The organism is Methylobacterium sp. E-041, assembly GCF_022829665.1.
Taxonomy (GTDB): domain Bacteria; phylum Pseudomonadota; class Alphaproteobacteria; order Rhizobiales; family Beijerinckiaceae; genus Methylobacterium.
In genome coordinates this window covers 1-23118 of sequence record NZ_JAKSYQ010000067.1, presented here as the reverse complement: position 1 = coordinate 23118, position 23118 = coordinate 1, and the positions used below count along the sequence as shown (strand labels likewise).

At 73.2% G+C, this 23118-nt stretch carries 18 protein-coding genes; 14 read left to right on the top strand and 4 right to left on the bottom strand.

Translation table 11 applies throughout. The annotated features are described in order from the left end of the window. Positions 1-9: 9 nt before the first annotated feature. From MKK70_RS05955 to MKK70_RS05935, 5 genes are all read left to right on the top strand, one after another. Entirely contained in the window at positions 10-2373 is a 2364-nt protein-coding gene (locus tag MKK70_RS05955) for a Tex family protein (protein WP_243946349.1), read from the top strand. A gap of 270 nt (positions 2374-2643) precedes the next feature. Beyond that, positions 2644-3048, top strand: a complete 405-nt coding sequence (locus MKK70_RS05950) for a helix-turn-helix domain-containing protein (protein WP_147729573.1) — start codon at positions 2644-2646, stop codon at positions 3046-3048. A 182-nt stretch (positions 3049-3230) separates the two neighbouring features. Further along, the gene (metK, locus tag MKK70_RS05945; protein WP_147844288.1) at positions 3231-4409 is read left to right on the top strand and encodes a methionine adenosyltransferase; all 1179 of its coding nucleotides are present in this window, start codon (positions 3231-3233) and stop codon (positions 4407-4409) included. Between the two features lie 103 nt (positions 4410-4512). Beyond that, on the top strand, positions 4513-5238 hold the full coding sequence (locus MKK70_RS05940) for a tRNA (guanine(46)-N(7))-methyltransferase TrmB (RefSeq protein ID WP_243946348.1): 726 nt from the start codon (positions 4513-4515) through the stop codon (positions 5236-5238). 317 nt (positions 5239-5555) lie between these two features. Further along, complete coding sequence (locus MKK70_RS05935) at positions 5556-7298, top strand: HWE histidine kinase domain-containing protein (RefSeq protein WP_243946347.1); 1743 nt, start codon at positions 5556-5558, stop codon at positions 7296-7298. A gap of 57 nt (positions 7299-7355) precedes the next feature. Here MKK70_RS05935 and MKK70_RS05930 read toward each other — a convergent pair whose 3' ends face one another. Continuing rightward, the gene (locus tag MKK70_RS05930) at positions 7356-8276 is read right to left on the bottom strand and encodes a hypothetical protein (RefSeq protein WP_243946346.1); all 921 of its coding nucleotides are present in this window, start codon (positions 8274-8276) and stop codon (positions 7356-7358) included. Between the two features lie 241 nt (positions 8277-8517). On the opposite strand from MKK70_RS05930, the gene MKK70_RS05925 reads away from it, so the two are divergent. The 4 genes from MKK70_RS05925 (at position 8518) to MKK70_RS05910 (ending at position 11296) form a co-directional block, all read left to right on the top strand. Then, on the top strand, positions 8518-9117 hold the full coding sequence (locus tag MKK70_RS05925) for a superoxide dismutase (protein ID WP_147729591.1): 600 nt from the start codon (positions 8518-8520) through the stop codon (positions 9115-9117). Between the two features lie 280 nt (positions 9118-9397). Beyond that, the gene (locus MKK70_RS05920; RefSeq protein ID WP_243946344.1) at positions 9398-9907 is read left to right on the top strand and encodes a hypothetical protein; all 510 of its coding nucleotides are present in this window, start codon (positions 9398-9400) and stop codon (positions 9905-9907) included. A gap of 3 nt (positions 9908-9910) precedes the next feature. Beyond that, positions 9911-10054 carry a hypothetical protein gene (locus MKK70_RS05915; RefSeq protein ID WP_187274983.1) on the top strand — a complete coding sequence of 48 codons (144 nt, stop codon included), beginning with the start codon at positions 9911-9913 and terminating at the stop codon, positions 10052-10054. 456 nt (positions 10055-10510) lie between these two features. After that, complete coding sequence (locus MKK70_RS05910; RefSeq protein WP_243938816.1) at positions 10511-11296, top strand: SDR family NAD(P)-dependent oxidoreductase; 786 nt, start codon at positions 10511-10513, stop codon at positions 11294-11296. A gap of 12 nt (positions 11297-11308) precedes the next feature. Here MKK70_RS05910 and MKK70_RS05905 read toward each other — a convergent pair whose 3' ends face one another. Next, positions 11309-12004, bottom strand: coding sequence for a TetR/AcrR family transcriptional regulator (locus MKK70_RS05905; protein WP_147844384.1), 696 nt, complete (start codon positions 12002-12004; stop codon positions 11309-11311). Between the two features lie 213 nt (positions 12005-12217). Between MKK70_RS05905 and MKK70_RS05900 the strand changes: the two genes are divergently transcribed. The 5 genes from MKK70_RS05900 (at position 12218) to MKK70_RS05880 (ending at position 20750) form a co-directional block, all read left to right on the top strand. Beyond that, complete coding sequence (locus MKK70_RS05900) at positions 12218-13750, top strand: flavin-containing monooxygenase (protein ID WP_279603543.1); 1533 nt, start codon at positions 12218-12220, stop codon at positions 13748-13750. A gap of 250 nt (positions 13751-14000) precedes the next feature. Next, positions 14001-14834, top strand: a complete 834-nt coding sequence (locus MKK70_RS05895; protein WP_243946342.1) for an SDR family NAD(P)-dependent oxidoreductase — start codon at positions 14001-14003, stop codon at positions 14832-14834. Positions 14835-14934: 100 nt separating this feature from the next. Further along, positions 14935-17223: a xanthine dehydrogenase family protein molybdopterin-binding subunit gene (locus tag MKK70_RS05890; protein WP_243946340.1), complete on the top strand. Its 2289-nt coding sequence runs from the start codon at positions 14935-14937 to the stop codon at positions 17221-17223. Positions 17224-17333: 110 nt separating this feature from the next. Continuing rightward, complete coding sequence (gene murJ / locus MKK70_RS05885) at positions 17334-18863, top strand: murein biosynthesis integral membrane protein MurJ (protein ID WP_243935795.1); 1530 nt, start codon at positions 17334-17336, stop codon at positions 18861-18863. Positions 18864-19079: 216 nt separating this feature from the next. After that, positions 19080-20750: a methyl-accepting chemotaxis protein gene (locus MKK70_RS05880; protein WP_243946338.1), complete on the top strand. Its 1671-nt coding sequence runs from the start codon at positions 19080-19082 to the stop codon at positions 20748-20750. A gap of 71 nt (positions 20751-20821) precedes the next feature. Here MKK70_RS05880 and MKK70_RS05875 read toward each other — a convergent pair whose 3' ends face one another. Continuing rightward, entirely contained in the window at positions 20822-21208 is a 387-nt protein-coding gene (locus MKK70_RS05875) for a RidA family protein (protein WP_243946336.1), read from the bottom strand. Between the two features lie 138 nt (positions 21209-21346). Then, positions 21347-22906, bottom strand: a complete 1560-nt coding sequence (locus MKK70_RS05870) for an efflux transporter outer membrane subunit (RefSeq protein WP_279603544.1) — start codon at positions 22904-22906, stop codon at positions 21347-21349. Positions 22907-23118: the final 212 nt, after the last annotated feature.

Sequence of the window (23118 nt, the reverse complement as noted above, 5' to 3'; positions counted from 1 at the left end):
CGCGACCGGATGATCGGCATCACGCAGCGCATCGCCACCGAGCTCGGCGTCGCCGAGGCGCAGGTGAGGGCGGCGGTCGACCTCCTCGACGGCGGCGCGACGGTGCCGTTCGTCGCCCGCTACCGCAAGGAGGCGACCGGGGCGCTGGACGACGCGCAGCTGCGCACCCTGGAGGAGCGCCTCGGCTACCTGCGCGACCTCGAGGAGCGCCGCGCCGCCGTGCAGGACGCGATCCGGGCCCTCGGCAAGCTCGATGCGGACCTCGCCCGGAAGATCGCGGCGGCCGAGACCAAGGCACGGCTCGAGGACCTCTACGCGCCGTTCAAGGTCAAGCGCCGCACCAAGGCGCAGATCGCCCGCGAGGCCGGGCTCGGGCCGCTCGCCGAGGTGCTGCTGGCGCGGCCGGACCAGGCCCCCGAGCAAGCGGCGAAGAGCTTTTCGGGCAAGGACGGCTTCCCCGACGTCGAGGCGACCCTGGAGGGCGCCCGCGCGATCCTGATCGAGCGCTTCGGCGAGGATGCCGAGCTGGTCGGCGGCCTGCGCGAGGAGACCTGGCGGCGCGGGCGGATGCGCGCCTCGGTGCGCAAGGGCAAGGCCGAGGCCGGGCAGAAGTTTGCCGACTACTTTTCGTTCGACGAGCCGCTCGCCCGCCTGCCCTCGCACCGGATCCTGGCGCTATTCCGCGGCGAGAAGGAGGAGGTGCTCGACCTCGACCTCGACCTCACCGACGCCGAGACGCCGCCGCCCGGCCGGCCGGCCTGGCAGGAGGCGCGGATCGCCCAGACCTTCGGCATCGCCGAGGCCTTCGGGATCGCCGAGCGCGGACGGCCGGGCGACCGCTTCCTCGCCGAGACGGTGCGAAAGACCTGGCGGACCAAGCTGAAGCCGGCGATCGACACGGACCTGCGGGCCCGGCTCTGGGCGGTGGCGGAGGCCGGCGCGATCTCGGTCTTCGCCGGCAACCTGCGCGACCTGCTGCTGGCCGCGCCCGCCGGCGCGCGGCCGACGCTCGGGCTCGATCCGGGCTTCCGCAGCGGCGTGAAGGTCGCGGTGGTCGACGCCACCGGCAAGGTCGTGGCCACCGACGCGATCTTCCCGCACGAGCCGCGGCGCGACTGGAACGGCGCCCTGGCGACGCTGGCCAAGCTGTGCCGCGCGCATCGGGTCGAGCTGATCGCCATCGGCAACGGCACCGCCTCGCGCGAGACCGACAGGCTGGCCGCCGAGCTGCTGGGCAAGCACCCGGAGCTGACGCTGGCCAAGGTGATGGTCTCGGAGGCCGGCGCCTCGGTCTACTCGGCCTCGGCCTACGCCTCGGCCGAGCTGCCGGGCCTCGACGTGACCCTGCGCGGCGCGGTCTCGATCGCGCGGCGGCTGCAGGACCCGCTGGCCGAGCTGGTGAAGATCGAGCCGCGGGCGATCGGCGTCGGGCAGTACCAGCACGATCTTGCCGAGGGGAAGCTGTCGCGCTCGCTCGACGCGGTGGTGGAGGATTGCGTCAACGGCGTCGGCGTCGACGTCAACGTGGCCTCCGCGCCGCTGCTCGCCCGCGTCTCGGGGCTGAGCGAGCGGGTGGCGGCCAACATCGTCGTGCACCGCGACGCCAACGGCCCGTTCCGCTCGCGCGCCGCGCTGAGGAAGGTCGCCGGCCTCGGGCCGAAGGCCTACGAGCTCGCCGCCGGCTTCCTGCGGATTCGCGGCGGCAGCGATCCGCTCGACGCCTCGGGCGTGCACCCGGAGGCCTATCCGGTGGTGAAGAAGATCCTGGCCGCCACCGGCCAGCCGATCGGCGCCCTGATCGGCAATGGGGGCGTGCTCAGGGCGCTGAACCCGCGGGCATTCGTCGACGCCACCTTCGGCCTGCCGACGATCGGCGACATCATCGCCGAGCTCGAGAAGCCCGGCCGCGACCCGCGCCCGGCCTTCCGCACCGCGACCTTCCAGGACGGCGTCGAGACGATCGCGGACCTGAAGCCCGGCATGCGGCTCGAGGGCGTCGTCACCAACGTGGCCGCGTTCGGCGCCTTCGTCGACGTCGGGGTGCATCAGGACGGGCTGGTGCACATCTCGGTGCTCGCCGACCGCTTCGTGAAGGACCCGCGCGAGGTGGTGAAGCCCGGCGACGTGGTGCAGGTCCGCGTCGTCGAGGTCGACCCGGCGCGCAAGCGCATCGCCCTGAGCATGCGCGCGGAGGACGGCGAGCGGCCGGCGCGCCGCGAGCAGGGGCGCCAGGACCAGGCACGCCAGGAGCGCGCGGCGTCGACGCGCGGGCCCGCGCCGCGATCCGCCGCCGCGCCGGCGCCGGAATCGGGGGGGGCCCTCGCCGACGCGTTGCGCCGGGCGGCGACCGCGCAGGGACGCGGACGTTCCTGAGGTGGAAGGCCCGCACGGGATGGGAGGCCCGCGGGACGCCGGCCCCGCGAAACCGTTGCCGCGGCAACGGAATTCTCGTAGAGCGGATCGAAGAACGCCCGAGCTTGGCCGGCGGTGCGATCGCGGCGGCATCCATGCAGGCGGATACCGCTGGAGAGCCAACGGGTTATGAGGGTGACAAGCCGTGCGCCGGCAGCTAAGCTTGCGCAGGGCGAGGTCGCGGATGGTCGACGATTCCGCGTCCTTGGGGGCGCGCACGCGAGACGAGTGATGGCAGGCCAGAAGACGGATCAACGGGACGTTTATGTCGGGCAACGCATCGCGGAACAACGGCGCAAGGCGTCGTTGACCCAGCGCCGCGTCGCCCAGAGCTTCGGCATGTCCGCGGCGCAGCTGCAGAAGTACGAGAAGGGCACCAACCGCATCAGCGCGATCCATCTCGACATCTTCTCGCGCATGACCGGCGTGCCGCTGGACCACTTCTTCAACGGGATGCCCCGGGACGAGGACCACGCCGTCGAGGGTTTCGGCGACACGCCGCAGCGCCCGCTCGACGCCGGCTGGCAGGGCGTGGCCGAGATGGTCGCCCGCCACGTCTCCGAGAACTGCTCGGCCGACACGCGGCGCGACCTCGCCGCCGCGGTCCAGGCCCTCGAGCGCAAGTTGAGCGGCTGAGGCCACCGCGTCCCTGTGGTAGCACCTTCGGACCGATTGGCCGTCCGCTTCGTACGGTATAACGGATCCGTTCGGCATTCCACCTTGACCCTGCCGGGAGCCGGTGCCAGAACTCCGGCCCTCACAACCGGGTCAAGCGCCGCGATCAGGAAGGCGCACCCGTCAACCGGGGTGCTCTCACGATGCCGCGTTCGGACTTCCTGTTCACCAGCGAATCCGTCTCCGAGGGCCACCCCGACAAGGTGAGCGACCGGATCTCCGACACCGTGGTCGATGCCTACATCGCCGCGATGCCGGAAGCCCGCCTCGGCGTCGAGACGCTGACCACGACCAACCGCGTCGTGATCGCCGGCGAGGTCCGCGGCCCCGATTCGGTGACCTTCAAGGACCTCGAGGCGCTGTCCCGCGAGGCGGTGAAGGACATCGGCTACGAGCAGTCCGGGTTCCACTGGAAGAACAACGACGTGCAGATCTACCTGCACGCCCAGTCGGCCGACATCGCCCAGGGCGTGGACGCGGCCGGCAACAAGGACGAGGGCGCGGGCGACCAGGGCATCATGTTCGGCTACGCCGCCGACGAGACCCCGGAGCTGATGCCGGCCCCGATCTTCTACGCCCACAAGATCCTCAAGGACCTCGCCGACGCCCGCAAGGCCAAGCAGGGCGACGCGGCCAAGCTCGGCCCCGACGCCAAGAGCCAGGTCACGGTGCGCTACGCCAACGGCCGCCCGGTCGAGGCGACGCAGATCGTGCTCTCGACCCAGCATCTGGACGAGTCGCTCGATTCGGCCGACGTGCGCGCCATCGTCGAGCCCTACATCCGCGCAGCCTTGCCCGAGGGCTGGATCAACGAGGGCACGGTCTGGCACGTGAACCCGACCGGCAAGTTCGTCATCGGCGGCCCCGACGGCGATGCCGGCCTCACCGGCCGCAAGATCATCGTCGACACCTACGGCGGCGCGGCGCCCCACGGCGGCGGCGCCTTCTCGGGCAAGGACCCGACCAAGGTCGACCGCTCGGCGGCCTATGCCGCGCGCTACCTGGCCAAGAACGTCGTCGCCGCCGGCCTCGCCTCGCGCGCCACGATCCAGCTCGCCTACGCCATCGGCGTGGCCAAGCCGCTGTCGATCTACGTCGACCTGCACGGCACCGGCAAGGTCGACGAGGCCAAGCTGGAGGGCGTGCTGATGGACGCCCTCGACCTCTCGCCCCGCGGCATCCGCCTGGCGCTCGGCCTCAACAAGCCGATCTACGCCCGCACCTCGGCCTACGGCCATTTCGGCCGCGCCCCGGACGCCGACGGCGGCTTCTCCTGGGAGCGCACCGACCTCGCCGACAAGCTGAGGTCGGCCCTGGCGTAAGGGTTTCGACCCCGCGCCGGCGGCCCCCTCTCCCGAACGGGAGAGGGGGCCTGCGCCCGATCCGGTCGCCGATCGAGGCGTGAGCCTCCCAACGAGTTTCCCCGTGACCGACACCAGCCCCCCGGCCGACGCCTCCGAGCGGGCCTTCTTCGGCCGACGCAAGGGCAAGCGCCTGCGCGGGCTGCAGGAGCAGCGCCTGTCGGACTTGCTGCCGCGCCTGCGCGTCGCCCCGTTCGCCGACGGCCGCCCCCTCGACCCGGCGACGCTGTTTCCCGGCCTCGCCCGAGGCCCGTCGGAGGTCTGGCTCGAGATCGGCTTCGGCGGCGGCGAGCACCTGGCGGCGCAGGCGGCGGCCCATCCCGAGATCGGCATCATCGGCGCCGAGCCCTTCGTCAACGGCGTCGCCAAGCTGCTGCGCGCCGTCGACGAGCGGGCCTTGCGCAACGTCCGCATCCGCGACGAGGACGTGTCGCCGCTGCTCGCCGCCCTGCCGGATGCCAGCCTCGCGCGGGTCTACCTGCTCTACCCCGATCCCTGGCCGAAGCGGCGCCAGCGCAAGCGCCGCTTCGTCTCGGACGAGTCGCTCGCCGAGATCGCCCGGGTGCTGCGGCCCGGCGGCCTGTTCCGCTTCGCCAGCGACATCGACGACTACGTCGGCTGGACCCTGGTCCGCACCGCCCGCTGCCCGCACCTGCGCTGGACGGCGCGCACGGCCGCCGACTGGACGCAGCCCTATCCCGGCTGGCCCGGCACCCGCTACGAGGCGAAGGCGATCGCGGCCGGGCGCCGCCCGACCTACCTCGAGTTCGCGCGCGTCGCGCCGGGCTGAGGCCCCGTCCGCAGGCGACGATGCGTGAGGTCGCGGGGCCGGCCACCGGGTGCCGGAGGAAAGCGCCGGCGGGCCCGGCGCAGGCGACCCGCACGATCCTCGCGGCGGCCTCGGGCGGCGTTCGGCGGCTTTCTTCGAGGATCGGCCGGGGCGACGGGGTCAACTAAGCTGTTGTCGAAGCCGCAGGCGCCGCCGGGCGACTTGCCCCGCTTCGGCCCCGGCCCCATCTTGGGCGCGCTCCTGTCGGGCGCCCGCTCGGTGCCTCCGTCGGGGCGACGCTTTTCGAGACGGCGCGACCGCGCGTTCGAGGGGACGGTGTGACCGACAGGGACGATCACGGCCCGGCGGACGACCCGCGGCGCGCGGCCTTCGAGGAGGCCGCCATCGGGCTGGCCGTGCTGTCGCAGGACGGCGCGCGCCTGCGCGACGCCAACCCCGCGCTCTGCGCCCTGCTCGGCCACCCACCCGGCGCGCTCGCGGGGCGGCCGGCCGCCGACCTCGTCGGCGGCGGCCGGATCGCCGACGGCATCCATCCCTGGCTCCATGCCGACGGCGGCTTCGAGGTGCGGGTGCGCCGCTCCGGCGCCGGCGGGACCGTCCTCGTCGTCGAGGCGGTGGATGCCGACGAGGCGGCCCGCTCCGAGGAGAACCGCCAGGACCTCGCCGCGGCGGGCCTCGGCGAGTGGCGCTGGGAGCGGAGCACCGGCCGCCTCGTGCTGTCGCGCCGCGCCGCGCAGATCCTCGGCCATCCCCCCGGCTCCTCCGCGACCTGGGACATCCTGCGCGCCGGCCTCTCCGCGGGCGAGCCCGACCGGATCCAGGCCGTGGTCCGGGATGCGATGGCGCGCGACGGCGCCTACCGCTTCGAGACCCGCCTGACGCGGGAGGCGGACGGGCGCGAGATCATCGTCGACGTGCGCGGCCGCCCGGTCCACGCCGAAGACGGGCGCCGCACCGGCATGGTCGGCGTGGTGCAGGACGTGACCACGCGGGTCGAGGCCCGCGACGGGCTCGCCGCCCGCGACCAGCGCCTGCGGGTCGCGACCACGGTCGCCCGGCTCGGGATCTTCGAGTGGCACATGCTCGAGGACCACGCGATCTGGGAGAACGAACGGATGTTCGAGATCTTCGGGCACGCGCCCGAGGACGGCACCATCGGCAAGACCGAGTTCCTTCGCGATACGCTGCACCCGGACGATCGCGCCGCGGTGCGGCTGGCGATCTCGCAGGCGCTGCGCGACGACGCGATCCTGCACACCACGGGCCGCATCCGCCGCCGCAGCGACGGCGCGTGGCGCACCATCGACCTCGCCGGCCGCTTCGAGCGCGACGCCCCGAACCGGCTGCCGCGGCGGCTGATCGGCCTCGTCGCCGACGTCACCGACCAGCGCCTGGCCGAGGAGCGGCAGGCGCTGCTGATCCGCGAGCTGCACCACCGGGTGAAGAACACCCTGGCGACGGTGCAGGCGATCGTCGGCTCGACCGCGCGGACGGCGTCCAGCATCGAGAGCTTCTATGAAGCCTTCGTCGGCCGCATCAAATCGCTCGCCCACACCCATTCGGTGCTCACCGAGGCGACCTGGCAGACGGCGGACCTGCGCACGCTGCTGCTGAGCGAGCTGCGCCCCTACGCCGAGGCGCAGGCGGGCGAGGGCGAGGCCGCCGATGCGGACGGGGCCCTCGACGGCCGCATCGTGCTCGACGGGCCGGACACGGCGCTGCCCTCCGAGATCGCGGTGCCGATCGGCATGGCGATCCACGAGCTCACCACCAACGCCGCCAAGTACGGCGCGCTCTCCAACCGGCGCGGGCGGATCTCGGTCGCCTGGGCGGTCCTGCCGGGCGGCCCGGCCGGGATGCTGCGCTTCGCCTGGCGCGAGAGCGGCGGCCCGGCGGTGGAGCCGCCCCGCCGCCAGGGCTTCGGCTCGCGTCTTCTGCAGCGGGTGCTGACGACGCAGGTGCAGGCCGAGGTCGAGACCCTCTACGCCCCCGGCGGCTTCGCCCTCACGATGCTGGCCCCGCTTCCGGTGCGGAACGCCAGCCTCGACCCGCCGGGCTGACGCACGGGCACGTGCCCCTTCCCCCTCTGCGGGGGAGGGAGAGCGCGCGAAACGCCTTCAGGCGGCGCCGCGGCTGCCGGCTTCGCCGCCGCCCTCGACGAAGGCCTTCAGCTCGTCGAGGGAGGCGAAGGTGAAGCGGCCCTGCGGCGTGTCCGCCTCGATCGCGCCGTCGGCGTACATCACGTAGGTGTTGCCGCCCGAGGCGTAGCGGCCGACGACCTCGCGGGTGTCCGGCTCGGGCTCGGGGGCCTCCCGCGCGGGCTCGGCATCGAGGCTCCGGCGCAGGGCCGGCGGCTCGGTCGGGGCGAACAGGTCGTCCTCCGGCTCTGGGGCGGGCGGAGGCGGGGGCGGCGGGACGTGCGCGGCCGGCTCCGGCTCCGGCGGCGTGAGGCCGGGGAGCGGCAGCTCCGGCTCGGCCTGCGCCTCGGCCGGCATCGGGGCGGCGGGCTCCGGCTCGTGCGCCGCGGGGTGCGGGACCGCCGGTTCGGGGTGCGGGACCGCCGGCTCGGCATGGGCCTCGGCCGGCTCCGGCATCGAAGGCTCGGGGATCGACGGCTCGGCGTAGCCCTCCGTGAAGACCGGATCGGTCCGGCTCTGGCCGCCGAGCAGGCCGGCGCCGGCGGCCGGCACCAGCACGTTGGGCAGCATCGGGCGGGTCGGCGCCGGGTCGGTCGGCGCAGGCGCGGCCGGGACCGCGAGGGACGCCGGCGCGGGGGCCGCCGGGGGCAGGCGGACCCCGTCCTGCATCGTGCTGACGGCGTCGACGATGCGGCGGGCGTCGAAGGCGTGCGCGACCCGGCGCAGGCCCATCGCCACCACCGCGAGGCCGGAGAGCACCGCCCCGGCCGAGGCGACGGTCGCGCCCGCGATCACCATGGAGAGCCCGCTCTCCAGGCGGACGAAGGGGAACCCCTGGATCACGGCGACGACGCCGCCGATCACCATCGCGGCACTGAGCGCGAACAGCGCAATGATCATGGAACTCTCGAAGTCGGGGCCGGATACGCCAGGATCGTAGTAAGACCTTGCCGGCGTTTTGCAAAACGCCGGCGACCCGGAGTCGGCCCCGCGGCGTGGCGGTTTCCACGGGCTTCGTGCCGGTTCCGGCGTTGCCGCGGCGGGGGCACCGACTTACCTTCCGGTCGTTACCCCGTCGAGCGCGGCGCGCGGCGCGATTCCGCACGCCCGTCCAGAAGACCTCGACAAGACGGAGAATCTGATGACCTTCACCCTGCCGGAACTGCCCTACGCCTACGACGCGCTGGCCCCGTACATGTCGAAGGAAACCCTCGAGTTCCACCACGACAAGCACCACAAGGCCTACGTCGACACCGGCAACAAGCTGCTCGAGGGCACCGGTCTCGAGGGCAAGAGCGTCGAGGAGATCGTCACGGCGAGCTACGGCAACAACCAGCCGCTGTTCAACAATGCCGGCCAGCACTTCAACCACCTGCACTTCTGGCAGTGGATGAAGCCCAACGGCGGCGGCGCGATCCCGGGCAGCCTCGCCAAGAAGATCGACGAGGATCTCGGCGGCGCGGAGAAGTTCAAGGCGGACTTCATCCAGGCCGGCATCGGCCAGTTCGGCTCGGGCTGGGCCTGGCTCGCGGTCAAGGACGGCAAGCTCGCCATCATGAAGACCCCGAACGGCGAGAACCCGCTGGTGCACGGCGCCAAGCCGATCCTCGGCGTCGACGTGTGGGAGCACTCCTACTACATCGACTACCGCAACCGCCGCCCCGACTACCTCAAGGCGTTCCTGGAGAACCTCGTGAACTGGGAACACGTCGAGACGCTGTACGGCGAAGCCACCGCCTGAGGCGGCGTGGCGGAGGTCGCCGCTTGGCGGGCCGGGCGTCGCACCTCGCGGCGCCACGTCCCGGATCGGCGACGGCCTTCACCCATCTCTTGGACGATCACGCCACCGCCTCTTCCCTCCCCCCGACGGATCTCGGGCTTGCCCGAGATCCGCAACCCCGTGTGCCCAAGTCGGGCAGGCCCGACTTGGGCGCGGGGGAGGGAAGCCACCCCTGACAGGCGTCGTCCCGCCCCGAGGCGTCCAGCACCGGCCGTTTTCGTGGCGTTCGATCGCACGGCCGGTGCAGGTCGACCAACGGGCCGCGTCCAAGCTTGGCGACGGCGGCGTCCATCCGCCTACGACGCACATTGTCCCGCCGGTCGGGAGCGCCCGTTTCCCGGCGCAGGTCTCCGAGGGGAAATCGATGCCCGGCGACCTCGCAGGTCTCCTCGACGGCTCGGCCAACTGGATCGCCGACCGAACCGGAACCAGGCTGGCCCTTCCCCTTCTCGGCGCCCTGGCCGGTTTTGCGGCCGCGGCTCTGCGACTGTACTTCTCGCATCGGCGGAGGCGGATCGAACTCGAGCCCGATCTCAGGAAGCTCGAGGCCAAGCGTTGGAATGAGCACATCAAGCTCTATGGCAGCTTCTCGAACATGCTGGGGATCGCTATCGTAGGTGCCGCCTTCATCGTACCCTACGTCAAGGATCACAACTGGCCGCAGGGCGAAGCCATCTGGTGGATGCTCCTCGGCGCCGCGCTGCCCGCCTCCGGGCAGTTCGTCATTCGGTTCATCCAGAGCGAGAGTTGAGCGATGCCCGACACGAATCTCCTCCTTCTGCTGGTCGGCGTCGTCATCGGCGGGGCCGTGGGTTTCTTCGCTCTCGGCAGCCGGGCGTTCCGCCCGCGCGGCGCGGAACAGGGCTCGGCCAGCAAACCCGTCTCTGCGCATCGCTGATCCGCCCCCCGGCTCAGACGGGCAACAGCCTTCATCCATCCAGGCGACGGTGAATACACCCCAACTTCCCTCCCCCCTCTGCGGGGGAGGGTGAGCCTCGCGTCAGCGAGGGTCGGGTGAGGGGAGCGCCATATCCGGACAGCGCGCTCCCCTCTCCCGACCAGCTTCGCGGGCCACCCTCCCCCGCACCCAGGTCGGGCCCGCCCGATTTGGGCACACGGGGTACGGATCTCGGCCAGGCCCGAGATCCGTCGGGGGGAGGGAGAGGCGCTTCCGCTTCGGTCGCGGCGCATGACGTCGGCTTGCTGAGCCGCCGGCTCGCATCCGATCCGGTGAAAACCGCGCCCTGTGCGCCACCTCACACCGGCCCCGATCACCGCGCTTGACGCAGACCATGATGGTCATCATGTCCACTTATACATGATGATCATCATGTTCGAGCAGGAGAGATCGGCCATGTCCACCAAGCCCGCAGTTCTCGTCACCGGCGCCTCGTCCGGGATCGGTGCCACCTATGCCGACCGCTTCGCGCGGCGCGGCCACGACCTCGTGCTGGTCGCCCGCGACGGGCAGCGCCTCGAAGCCCTCGCCGACCGGCTGCGGCGCGAGGCCGGAATCGCCGTGGACGTGGTCCAGGCCGACCTGACCGTGGAGGCCGACCTCGCCCGCGTCGAGGCGCGCCTGCGTGAGGACGCGCGCATCGGCGTGCTCGTCAACAATGCCGGCGCGGCGGTGCTGGGGCCCTTCGTCGATCAGAATCCCGGTCCGCTCGCCGCCCTCATCGCCCTCAACGTCACCGCGCTGACGCGGCTCGCCAACGCCGCGGCGCCGCGCTTCGTCCGGGCCGGCACCGGCGCGATCATCAACATCGGCTCGGTCGTCGGCCTCGCTCCGGAACTCGGCATGTCGGTGTACGGGGCGACCAAGGCCTTCGTGCTCTATCTCAGCCAGGGGCTGCATCTCGAGCTCGGGCCCAAGGGGGTGCACGTCCAGGCGGTGCTGCCGGCCGCCACCCGCACCGAGATCTGGGAGCGCTCCGGCGCCGACGTGAACACCCTCGACAACGTCATGGAGGTCGGCGAGCTGGTGGACGCCGCCCTCGTCGGCTTCGACCGGCGCGAGACCGTGACGATCCCGCCGCTGCCCGATGCCGGGCAGTGGAGCGCCTACGAGGCCGGGCGCCAGGCGATGCTGCCCAATCTCGGGCGGCCGCATGCGGCGGAGCGCTACCGCGCGGCCTGAGCCGCCGGCGGCTCAAGCCAGCGCGGCGGCGGCGAGACCGGCCTCGGTCAGGTAGGGCCGGAACAGGCTCGCCACCTGGGCCGCGCCCCAATCCAGGTGCTCGCGCCGGACCTCGCCGAGGCCGCGGCGCGAGCGCAGGTAGTCGATCCAGTAGGTCGAGACGATCCAGGCGTTGACGATCAGGTGCTCGGTCTCCGCCGGGCCGGCCCTGAGCAGGCCCGCCGCCTTCATCCCGGCGAGCGCCTGCCGGACGTGGTCCTGGCCGGAATCGCTGACCGTCTTCAGCCGCGGCCGCAGGGCCGGCGCGAGCCGGAAGATCGTGCCGCCGTCGCGGTAGAAGAAGCGCCACTCCCACATCAGCGTGAACCAGCCGGCGAGGTAGGGGGCGTAGCGCGCCTCGCCCGCCTGCGTCGCGTAGGCCGTCGCCACCGCCTCGAGCCGTTGCTCGAAGGCCGAGAACAGCGCCTCCAGGATCTGCTCCTTGCGCTGGAAGTGATAGTAGAGATTGCCCTCGTTGATGCCGACCGCGGCGGCGATCTCGGCGGTGGTGACGGCGGCCGGACCGCGCTCGTTGAACAGGTCGCGGCAGGCCGCGAGCACGCGGTCGCGCGTGCCGGGCTTCGCGACGCGCGTCGCGCCGCTCCTGCCCGCGGCCCCGGCAACGCCCTTCGGCAGATCCTTCGCGCGCGCCGCAGGGCCCGTCCTCATCGCCCCGCCCTCATCGCCTCAGGCCCGCCGTCCGACTTGGCCGCCCCATCGATCCACCCGCACCCTGATCCGGCCTGCGATCCGCCGAGCGCGGGGCGCGCCCGGCACCATCACGTTTCGCGCCAGATGCATTTTACGGTGGTAGCCCGTTGACGTCTATAAGGTGTCCACCTTAAATCGGGGCGACGCGCGAAACCGCCGGAGCCCGACGCCATGAACGACGCCTCGCCCCCTACGAGTCCGCTTCGGGCGCCCGCCTCCGCCGCGGACGCCGCCCGGCATTTCGACGTGCTGGTCGTCGGCGCCGGGCTCTCCGGCATCGTCATGGGGCACTACCTGCAGACCGAGTGCCCGCGGAAGACCTACGCCATCCTGGAAAGCCGCGACGCGATCGGCGGCACCTGGGACCTGTTCCGCTATCCCGGCCTGCGCTCGGATTCCGACCTCTACACCTTCGGCTTCAGCTTCCGCCCCTGGCGCAGCGACCGGGCGATCGCCGACGGCGCCTCGATCCTGAGCTACGTCCGCGAGACCGCGCAGGCCGAGGGCATCGACCAAAAGATCCGCTTCGGCACCCGGGTGGTGCGGGCGGCCTGGGATTCGGCCGCGGCCCTGTGGACCCTCGACGCCGAGGTCGGCGAAGCCGCCGAGCCGGTGCGCTACACCTGCGCGGTCCTGTCGGTGTGCAGCGGCTACTACGCCTACGACCACGGCTACAGCCCGGACTTTCCCGGGCGCGAGCGCTTCGCCGGGCCGGTGGTGCACCCGCAGGCCTGGCCCGAGCACCTGTCCTGGGACGGCAAGCGCGTGGTGGTGATCGGCTCGGGCGCCACCGCGGTGACGCTGGTGCCGGCGATGGCCAAGACCGCGCAGCACGTCACGATGCTGCAGCGCTCGCCGACCTACATCGTCGCCCTGCCGAGCCGGGACAGGATCGCGCATTGGCTGCGCGAAAAGCTGCCGGCCGGCCTCGCCCACCGGCTGACGCGGGCGAAGAACGTCGCGCTCGGCATCTTCTTCTACCAGTTCGCGCGCAAGAAGCCGGCGGCGATGACCAAGCGCATCCTCGACGGCGTGCGCGCGCAGCTCGGCCCCGACTACGACGTCGCCAAGCACTTCACCCCGAGCTACAAGCCGTGGGACCAGCGCCTCTGCCTCGTGCCGGACGGCGACCTGTTCAAGGCGATCCGCTCCGGCGCCGCCTCGGTCGAGACCGACACGATCGCCAGCTTCACCGAGGACGGGGTCCGGCTCGCCTCCGGCAAGACGCTGCCGGCCGACATCGTCGTCACCGCCACGGGCCTCCGGATGAAGATGATCGGCGGGATGACGCTTTCCGTCGACGGCCGTGCGGTCGAGCCGGAGAACACGTTCCTGTACAAGGGCATGATGCTGTCGGGCGTGCCGAACTTCGCGGTGACGATCGGCTACACCAACGCTTCGTGGACCTTGAAGAGCGAGCTGACGGCGCGCTACCTTTGCCGGCTCATCAACCACATGGACGCCAACGGCTTCGCGCGCTGCGAGCCCCTGGCGGATACCGGCCGGCTCAACACCGAGCCGACCCTGCCGCTGACCTCCGGCTACGTCACCCGCGCCGCGCACCTGCTGCCGAAGCAGGCCGACACCAAGCCGTGGAAGCTGCACCAGAACTACATCCTCGACACCGCCGCCCTGAAGTTCGGCCGCCTCGACGACGGCACGATGCGGTTCTCGCGCCGCGAGGCGGCCAAGCGCGCGGCGTGAGCCTCCCTTCCCTCCCCCGACGGATCTCGGGCTTGCCCGAGATCCGCACCCTGTGTGCCCAAGTCGGGCAGGCCCGACTTGGGTGCGGGGGAGGGTGGGCCTCGGCTCACGCGAGGGTCGGGAGAGGGGAGCGACAGTGCCGGATGCGGCGCTCCCCTCTCCCGACCCGCTTCGCGGGCCACCCTCCCCCGCAGAGGGGGGAGGGGAAGTGGACCGCGCGTTTCATCCACCAAACATGCAGCGAGCCCCCATGCCGAACTGGAACCTCGAGAACCGCACGGCCCTGATCACCGGCGCGGCGAGCGGCATCGGCCGTGCGCTGGCGGTGGGGCTGGCCGCGCGCGGCTGCAACCTGGCGCTGGCCGACCGCAACGTCGCCGGGCTGGAGGAGACCGAGCGGCTGATCGCGACGAACCGGGTCCGCATCAGCCGCCACCCCCTCGACGTCGCCGACCGCGACGCCATCGCCGCGCTGCCGGCCGCGGTCGAGGCGGCCCATGGCGGCCTCGACGTGCTGATCAACAATGCCGGCGTGGCGCTCGGCGGCACCTTCGAGGACGTGACGGAGGCCGATTTCGAATGGCTGTTCGAGATCAACTTCTGGGGCATGGTTCGGATGACCCGCGCCTTCCTGCCGCTGCTGCGGGCGCAGCCGGAAGCGCGGATCGTCAACCTGTCGAGCCTCTACGGGCTGATCGCGCCGCCGGGCCAGACCGCCTATTCCGCGAGCAAGTTCGCGGTGCGCGGCTTCTCGCAGGCGCTGCGGCACGAGCTCGCCGGCACCGCGATCGGCGTCACCGTGGTGCATCCGGGCGGCGTCGCCACCTCGGTCGCCGACAGCGCCCGCCTGCCCGCGCACATGACCGCCGAGGAGGCCGCCCGCGGCCGGGCCGCCGCCAACAGGATGCTGAAGCTCGCCCCGGAGCGGGCGGCCGAGATCATCCTGGCGGCGGTGGAGCGCCGGCAGGGCCGGGTGCTCGTCGGCTCGGACGCCAAGCTGATCGCGCTGATCGAGCGCCTCGTGCCGGTCTCGTACTGGAACGTCATCCAGAAGCTGCTGCCGCGCGACCGCGCCGCGACCTGAGCGCGGATCGCCGCGGGCCACGGCGAAAGCCTTGCCGGCCGGCGCGCGCGGCACACCTCTTCCCGAACGGTCCCGGACCGAAGCGAAGTGGAGCGCGCCGATGGACCACCCGATCGCCGACCCGGCCCAGGCCGGTGCCGAGGAAGGCCTGCTCGGGCGCCCGCAGGTGCGGGTCGACGGCCCGGCCAAGGTGACGGGCCGGGCGCGGTTCTCCTCCGACGTCGCCCTGCCGGGGCGCGCCCACGCCGCGCTCGTCACCAGCACGATCGTGCGCGGGCGCATCCGCGGCTTCGACCTGGCCGCCGCCGCGGCGACGCCGGGCTGCCTGCGGATCTTCACCCATCGCGACCTCGCCGGGCGGATCGCGCCGGTGAAGCACCTGATGGCCGGCGGCTACGCCAACAGCGCGCACCTGCCGCTCGGCTCGGACGAGGTCGCCTATGCCGGCCAGATCGTCGCCCTCGTCGTCGCCGAGACGCAGGGCGCGGCCGAGGAGGCCGCCGCCCGCGTCCGCGTCGCCTACGCGGAGGCGCCGTTCGCGGCCACCTTCGACGAGGCCGGCGCCGAGACCGTGCGGCTGGCCGACCTGAAGCCCGAGCACGCGGATCCGCGCCGGGGCGATGCCGACGCCGCGCTCGCCCGGGCCGATATGCGGATCGCGGCGCGCTACGAGACGCCGGTGCAGCACCACAACCCGATGGAGCTGTTCACCACCGCCTGCGCCTGGGACGGCGGCCGGCTCACCGTGCACGAGCCCTCGCGCTACGTCGGCGCGCTCCAGCACGGGCTCGCCGCGCAGCTCGGCATGGACCCGGCCGACATCCGCGTCGTGTCGGGGCCGATCGGCGGCCATTTCGGCTCGAAGCTCGCGCTGTCGCAGCACACGGCTCTGGTCGCCCTCGCCGCCCGCGACCTCGGCCGCCCGGTCGCGCTGGTGCCGACCCGGCGGCAGGGCTTCACCATCGCGAACCACCGCCCGGAGACGCGCCACGACCTCCGCCTGGGCGCCGACCGCACCGGGCGCTTCACCGCCCTGGTGCACGAGGCGGCGATGACGACCTCGCGCTTCGACGCCTTCGCGATGGAGGGCACCGACGTGACGGCGAGCCTCTACGCCTGCCCCGACATCCGCACCGACGAGCGCGCCGTGCGGGTCGACCGCAACACGCCCGGCCCGATGCGGGCGCCGCCCGAGGTGCCCTACCTGTTCGCCCTAGAGAGCGCGGTCGACGAGATGGCCTGGGCGCTCGGCCTCGACCCGATCGCGCTGCGCCGGCGCAACGACACGGTGACCGACCCGGTCTCGGGCAAGCCGTTCTCGTCGCGTCCGCTGATGGCCTGCTTCGATGCCGGCGCCGAGGCCTTCGGCTGGTCGCGCCGCATCCCCCGCCCCGGCGCGATGCGGGACGGGGCCTGGCGGGTCGGGCTCGGCTGCGCCACTTCGGTGCGGCCGGTGAAGATCGCCCCCGCGACGATGCGCGTCGCGCTTCGACCCGACGGCCGCGTCGCCGTCGAGACCGCGCACCACGAGATCGGCAACGGCATCACCACGCTGCTGGCGATGGCCGCGGCCGACGGGCTCGGCGTGCCGATCGCGGCGGTGACGGTGCGGCTCGGCGACACCGCGCTGCCCCCGGCCGGCATCTCGGGAGGCTCCTCGACCACGACGAGCCTGCTCAGCACCCTGGCGCTCGCCTGCGAGCAGCTGCGCGCGCGGCTGGCCGCCGCCTGCACCGCCGCCGGCGCGCCGCTGGCCGGCGCCGACCCCGCGCGCCTGCGCCTCGTCGGCCGACGGCTGGCGCGGGCCGACGGCGGCGGCGTGGCGCTCGACGAGGCGGTCGCCCGGCTCGACCCCGCCGGGATCGAGACCTTGGCCGAGTTCGTCCCCGAGGGCGGCGGCGCGAAGCGCCTCGACGCGCTGCGGGCCGGCCACATCACCCTCAGCAGCGACGGCGAGCGCCTGTCCTGGGCCTTCGGCGCGCAGTTCGCCGAGGTCCGCGTCCACGCCGAGACCGGGGAGATCCGGGTTTCGCGCCTGCTCGGGGCGTTCGCGGCCGGGCGCATCCTCAACCCGCTGACCGCCCGCAGCCAGCTCGCCGGCGGCATGATCTGGGGCCTCGGCTCGGCGCTGCTGGAGGAGACGGTGCTCGACCGGGGCCACTACCGCAACGCGGATCTCGCCGAATACCTCGTCCCCACCGCGGCCGACACGCCCGAGATCGAAGTCCTGTTCGTCCCCGACGAGGACCGGAAGGTGAACCCGCTCGGCCTGAAAGGCTTGGGCGAGCTCGGCATCATCGGCGTCAACGCGGCGATCGCCAACGCGGTCTACCACGCCACCGGCCAGCGCCACCGCCGCCTGCCGATCCGCGGCGAGACCCTGGCGTGACGGGGCCCTAGCGGCCGCACGCTTGCGTTGCCGGCGGCCGCGACCGTAAGCCTCCGCCGGGCTTCAGCAACGGTGGGCGGCGTGACGGCACTCGCATTCGGGACGAACCGGTGATCCGCGCGATCCTCTCCGTCGGGGGCTGGACGCTGGTGTCGCGGGTCACGGGCTTCGGCCGCGACGTGGTGATGGCGGCGGTGATGGGGGCCGGGCCGATGGCCGACGCCTTCGTCGTCGCCTTCCGCCTGCCGAACCATTTCCGCGCGATCTTCGGCGAGGGCGCGTTCAACACCGCCTTCGTGCCGGCCTATGCCGGGCTGTCGGAGGCCGGCGCGGACGGCGCGGCGCAGCGTTTCGCCGACCGGATCTTCACGCTGATGCTGGCGGTGCAGATCGCGCTGCTGGCGCTCGCGCTGCCGCTGATGCCGTGGGTGGTGCGGGCGCTGGCGCCGGGCTTCTCGCAGGATCCGCAGCGCTTCGACCTCGCGGTGGCGCTCACCCGCATCACCTTCCCCTACCTGCTGTTCATGACGCTGGTGACGCTGCTCTCCGGCGTGCTCAACGCGCAGCGCCGCTTCGCCGTGGCGGCGGGCGCGCCGGTGCTGCTGAACCTCGCGATGCTGGCGGCGTTCGCGCTGGCCTTCCTGTTCCCCGACGCGGCGCACGCCGCCGCCTGGGGCGTCGCGGTCTCGGGCGTGCTGCAGTTCGGGCTGCTGTGGTGGGCCTGCCGGCGGGCCGGCGTCGCGCCGCGGCTCACCGCGCCGGCCGTCCGCGATCCGGCGATGCGCCGGTTCTTCACCGTGCTCGGGCCGGCGGTGATCGGCGCGGCCGGGTTCCAGATCGCGACGTTTGCCGACACCATCATCGCGAGCTGGCTGCCGACCGGCGCGGTCTCGGCCCTGTGGTACGCCGACCGGCTCTACCAGCTGCCCTTCGGCGTCATCGCCATCGCCGCCGGCACGGTGCTGCTGCCGGAGATGAGCCGGCGGATCGCGGCCGGCGACGTCGCCGGGGCGCACGCCGCCCAGAACCGCGCCGCCGGGTTCTCGCTCGCGCTCTCGGCCCCGTTCACGGTGGCCTTCCTGACGCTGCCCGGCCTGACCATGGCCGCCCTGTTCCAGCGCGGCGCCTTCTCGGCCGAGGATGCCGCGCGGGCCGCCTCGGTGCTGGCCGCCTACGGGCTGGCGCTGCCGGCGGTGGTGCTGGTGCGCTCGGCGGTGGCGAGCTTCTACAGCCGGCAGGACACGCGGACGCCGCTCTGGGCCTCGCTCACCGCCATCGCCGTCAACGTCGTGCTCAAGCTCTGGCTCACCGGCCCCTACGGCGTCGCCGGGCTCGCGCTCGCCACCGCGATCAGCCAGTGGGTCAACCTCGCGCTGCTCGTCGCCCTCGCCTGGCGCCGCGGCTGGACCGCGCCGGGGCGCACGCTCGGCCTCACGGTGCTCGGCGTCGCGCTCGCCTGCGCCGGCCTGGCGCTGGTGGCGGTCTACGGCCTGCCGCTGGCGGAATCCGTCGTGCCCGCCCTGCCGCGCGGCCGCGAGATCGCGGTGCTGGCGCTCCTCGGGATCGCCGGCGCGGCGATCTACGGCGCCCTGCTCGCGGGCCTGCTCCACCTGTTCGGGCTGCGCCTGCGACGCGCCTGAGATGGGCGGCGGCCGCGATCGCGGCGGTCGCGATCGCGGCAGTCTTGCAGCCCGGAAGATTGCACACCAGCAGTTGAGCTATCGTTCTCTATTTCACTCCTGAATTTAGATCTTACAGGAAACGAGGACAAACAATTGCACGCCTTCGAATTCAGCGTCATTTAAGTCCTTCGCACTAGGATGACCTCAGTCGCACAATCCGAGGACCGGCCCATCATGCGGTTGACCATCAAGGCCGCGCTGATCGCCGTCATCGGCATCCTCACCGTCAGCATCGCCGGGCAGGGCCTGTTCGCCGCCTCCAAGCTGCGCGCCGTCAACGCCAGCGCGACCGAGATCGCGACGAACTGGCTGCCGAGCGTGCGCTGGCTCGGCGAATTGAAATACGCCACCGCCCGCCTCCGCCTCGTCGACGCGCGCTACGTCCTGGCGGCCGAGCCGCCGGCGGAGCTCGACGCGGTCGGCGCCACCCGCCTCGCGGCGATCGCGAAGGCCGTGACGTCCTACGAGCCGCTGATCTCGAGCCCGGAGGAGGCCGCCCTGTGGGACGGCTTCAAGGGGCAGTGGGCCGCCTATCTCGACCTGCGCAGCCAGCTCGTCGCCGCCGCGCGGGACGGCGACAGGGCACGCATGGTCGCCGCCTTCGACCGCTCGCGGATGCCGTTGGACGCGGCCTTGAAGGTGCTCGACGCGGATTCCGCCCTGAACGACCGGGGCGGCGACGCCGCCTCCGCCGACGCCGCCCTCAGCTACGACTCCGCCCTGCGGCTCACGGTGGCGGTCTGCGCCGGCGCCCTGCTCTGCGCGCTCTGCGGCATCGCCTTCGTGATGCGCGGCATCGCCCGGCCGCTCGACCGCATCATCGCCGCGATGGGGCGGATCGCCGGGGGCGACGCCACCGTGGCGGTGCCCGGCCGGGGGCGCCGCGACGAGGTCGGCGCGATCGCCGCCGCGATCCAGGTGTTCAAGGACAACCTGATCCACGCCCGCACCCTCGAAGCGGAGAGCGAGGCGGCGCGGGCCAGCGCCGCGGTGCAGCGCGCCGCCGCGATGCGCGCCGTGGCCGACGGCTTCGAGCAAGCGGTCGGCGGGATCGTCGGCACGCTCGCCGCCTCCGCGACCGAGCTGCAGGCCACCGCCCGGACGATGACGGCGACCGCGTCGGAGACCGCCGACCGATCCGCCACCGTGGCGGCGGCGGCCGAGGAGGCGGCCTCGAACGTCAACACCGTCGCGGCGGCCGCCGAGGAGCTCGGCGCGTCGGTGGCCGAGATCGGGCGCCAGGTCAGCGGCTCGGCCGACCTCGCCCAGGCCGCCGTGGCGCAGGCGGACGACACCGTCCGGCTCGTCGACGCCCTCAGCCGGGCGGCCGGGCGGATCGGCGACGTCGTCGGCCTGATCGCCGACATCGCCGGCCAGACCAACCTGCTGGCGCTCAACGCCACCATCGAGGCGGCGCGCGCCGGCGAGGCCGGCCGCGGCTTCGCGGTGGTGGCCTCCGAGGTCAAGGCGCTCGCCGCCCAGACCGGCCGGGCGACGGAGGAGATCGCGGGCCAGGTCACGCAGATCCAGGGCGCGACCGGCCAGGCGGTGGAGGCGATCGCCGCGATCACCCGCCGCATCCGCGACATCGACGCGATGGCGACGACGATCGCGGCGGCGGTGGAGGAGCAGGGCGCGGCGACCCGGGAGATCGTGCGCAACGTCGGCCAGGCGGCGACGGGGACCGGCGCGGTGACGAGCATCATCGCCGGCGTGGCAAGCGCGGCCGAGGAGACCGGCGCCGCCGCCGCCCAGGTCCTGACCTCGGCCAGCGCGCTGTCGCGCCAATCCGGGCACCTGGGCGCGGAGGTCGACCGCTTCCTCGCCACGGTGCGCGCCGCCTGACGGCGTCAGGCCCGCGGCGCGTAAAATTCTCAGGCTCGCGGCGCGTCCTCAGGCTCGCGGCGCGTAAAATCTCAGGCTCGCGGCGCGTGCGCCACCATCTCGATCTCGACCCGCGCCGCCAGCGGCAGCGCCGCGACGCCGATGGTGGTGCGGGCCGGATAGGGCTCCGTGAAGTGCTCGGCGTAGACCCGGTTCATCGCGGCGAAATCGGCCATGTCGGTCAGGAAGACGGTGCACTTCACCACATCCTCGAAGCCGAGGCCGGCCGCCGCCAGCACGGCGCCGAGATTGACGAAGCATCGGCGCACCTGCGCCTCGATCCCGCCCGCGACCAAGCGCCCGGTCGCACCGTCGAGGGGCGTCTGGCCGGACAGGTACACCGTCCCGTCGGCCCGCACGCCGTGGGCGTAGGGGCCGACCGCCGCGGCGCCGGGCGCCGTCACCGCTTGCCTGCTCATCGAAGCGCCCTTCCTTGCTGCCGTCAGAATCGCGTTGGCCTCGCGACGGTTCGGTCATCGCAGCCGCGGGGCCGTCCGAACGGGCGCGGCGCAGGACCGCGACCGTTTTTTCCTGCGCCCGGCTCCGGTGCCGGCCGGCTACTCGTCCGGGTGCACCGCCGGCGACAGGTCGATCGGCAGGCGCGGGCCCTTCAGCTCGGCATCGCTCGGCAGCGCGCGCGCGTCCCAGCCGCCGCCGAGCGCCCGGATCAGGCCGACGGCGGTGGTGAAGCGGGCGAGCCGCACCTGCAGCGCCGCGACCTCGTTGTTGAGCTGCAGCGCCTGGGCGGTGACGACGGTGGTGAAGTTCTGGGTGCCGGCGCGGTACTCGTTCAGGGTGATCTCGACGGCGCGGCGGGCCAGCGTCACGGCCTCGTCCTGCGCCACCTGCTGGCGGGCGAGGATGCGCACGCCGACGAGGCCGTTCTCCACGTCGGCGAAGGCGGCGAGCACGGTCTGGCGGTAGTTCGCCACCGCCGCGTCGTAGGCCGCCCGCGCGGCGGTGATCGCGGCCGAGCGCGCGCCGCCGTCGAACAGCACCTCGCTGCCGGCCGCCGACACCGCCCAGACCTGGTTGGCCGCCGAGAGCAGGCCGTTGCTGGTGAGCCCCGAGATCCCGCCCGAGGCCGAGAGCGTCACGGTCGGATAGAGCGCGGCCACCGCGACGCCGATCTGCTCGCTCTGCGCCTGGACGGTGCGCTCGGCCTGGGCCACGTCCGGGCGGCGCTCGAGCAGGGCGGCCGGGATGCCGACCGGCACCGCGGGCGGCACCAGCGCCAGCGGCGCCACCGGCAGCGACAGCTCCGAGGGCGGGCGGCCGACGAGCGTGGCGATCGCGTTCTCGAACTGGGCGCGGGTGAGGGTCGCGGCGATCGCCGAGGCTTGGGTGGTCTGCACCTGCGTCTGCGCGGTGATCACGTCCGAGCGCGCGGCGACGCCGGCATTGTACTGGTTCTCGGTGATCGCCACCGTGCGCTTGAAGTTCTCGACGTTGGCGTTGAGCACCCGCACCAGCGAATCGGCGTAGCGCAGCGACAGGTAGTTGTTGGCCACCTCGGCCTGGATGGTCAGGCGCGTCAGCGCCAGCGTCGCGGCGTCGGCCTGGGCCAGGGCCGCCTCGGTCTCGATGGTCCGGCGGATGCGGCCGAACAGGTCGAGCTCCCAGCTCGCCTGCCCCTGGATCGACACGGAGGTGCGCTCGGAGCCGAGCGTGCGCGAGCGGGTGATGCTCGGGGCGCCGATGACCGTCGGGTAGAGCGCGGCCTGGGCCGACTCGACGATCGCCCGCGCCTGCCGGTAGTTCGCCACGGATTGGCGCAGGCTCTGGTTGTCGACGTCGACGAGGCGGATCAGCCGGTCGAGCGCCGGGTCCTTGAACACCCGCCACCAGTCGCCGCGCTCGGCCGCGTCGTTGGGGAGGCCGGGGCGCCAGTTCTTCCGCGACGCGACGAAGGCGACCGAATCCTCGCGGGCGCCGCCCTGCTTGAACGCCAGCGGCGTCTCGACGGACGGGCGCGCGTAGTCTGGGCCGACGACGCAGGCCGACAGGGCGGTGGTGAGGGCGACGAGACCGCCCGTCCTCAGGACATGGCGCCAAGCTGGGTGCGCATCCCCTCTCCCCGCACGCGGGGAGAGGGCGGCATGCACCGCCTCGTGCATGCGGCGCGCGGAAGCGAAGGTCAGGGGGCCGGGCAGGACGAGGCGCATCCGGATACGCCCCCACACCGGCGGCTGCCGCCTCTCCGGGCCGACGTCGAGGGCGTCACCGCCCTCTCCCCGCCCGCGGGGGGAGGGGGGTGCGCCGACCCCGTCCTGCACCTATCGAAACCGCATCACTCTCCCGCCGGCAGCGCCGAGATCGGCAGAGCACA

Bases quoted from the DNA above. Each gene is read 5' to 3' on its own strand.
- MKK70_RS05910 (WP_243938816.1), top strand. From the start codon at position 10,511: ATGTCCACCAAGCCCGCAGTTCTCGTCACCGGCGCCTCGTCCGGGATC.
- MKK70_RS05880 (WP_243946338.1), top strand. From the start codon at position 19,080: ATGCGGTTGACCATCAAGGCCGCGCTGATCGCCGTCATCGGCATCCTC.
- MKK70_RS05930 (WP_243946346.1), bottom strand. From the start codon at position 8,276: ATGATCATTGCGCTGTTCGCGCTCAGTGCCGCGATGGTGATCGGCGGC.
- MKK70_RS05895 (WP_243946342.1), top strand. From the start codon at position 14,001: ATGCCGAACTGGAACCTCGAGAACCGCACGGCCCTGATCACCGGCGCG.
- MKK70_RS05870 (WP_279603544.1), bottom strand. From the start codon at position 22,906: ATGCACGAGGCGGTGCATGCCGCCCTCTCCCCGCGTGCGGGGAGAGGG.
- MKK70_RS05925 (WP_147729591.1), top strand. From the start codon at position 8,518: ATGACCTTCACCCTGCCGGAACTGCCCTACGCCTACGACGCGCTGGCC.
- MKK70_RS05905 (WP_147844384.1), bottom strand. From the start codon at position 12,004: ATGAGGACGGGCCCTGCGGCGCGCGCGAAGGATCTGCCGAAGGGCGTT.
- MKK70_RS05900 (WP_279603543.1), top strand. From the start codon at position 12,218: ATGAACGACGCCTCGCCCCCTACGAGTCCGCTTCGGGCGCCCGCCTCC.
- MKK70_RS05890 (WP_243946340.1), top strand. From the start codon at position 14,935: ATGGACCACCCGATCGCCGACCCGGCCCAGGCCGGTGCCGAGGAAGGC.
- MKK70_RS05915 (WP_187274983.1), top strand. From the start codon at position 9,911: ATGCCCGACACGAATCTCCTCCTTCTGCTGGTCGGCGTCGTCATCGGC.
- MKK70_RS05955 (WP_243946349.1), top strand. From the start codon at position 10: ATGATCGGCATCACGCAGCGCATCGCCACCGAGCTCGGCGTCGCCGAG.
- metK (WP_147844288.1), top strand. From the start codon at position 3,231: ATGCCGCGTTCGGACTTCCTGTTCACCAGCGAATCCGTCTCCGAGGGC.
- MKK70_RS05875 (WP_243946336.1), bottom strand. From the start codon at position 21,208: ATGAGCAGGCAAGCGGTGACGGCGCCCGGCGCCGCGGCGGTCGGCCCC.
- MKK70_RS05950 (WP_147729573.1), top strand. From the start codon at position 2,644: ATGGCAGGCCAGAAGACGGATCAACGGGACGTTTATGTCGGGCAACGC.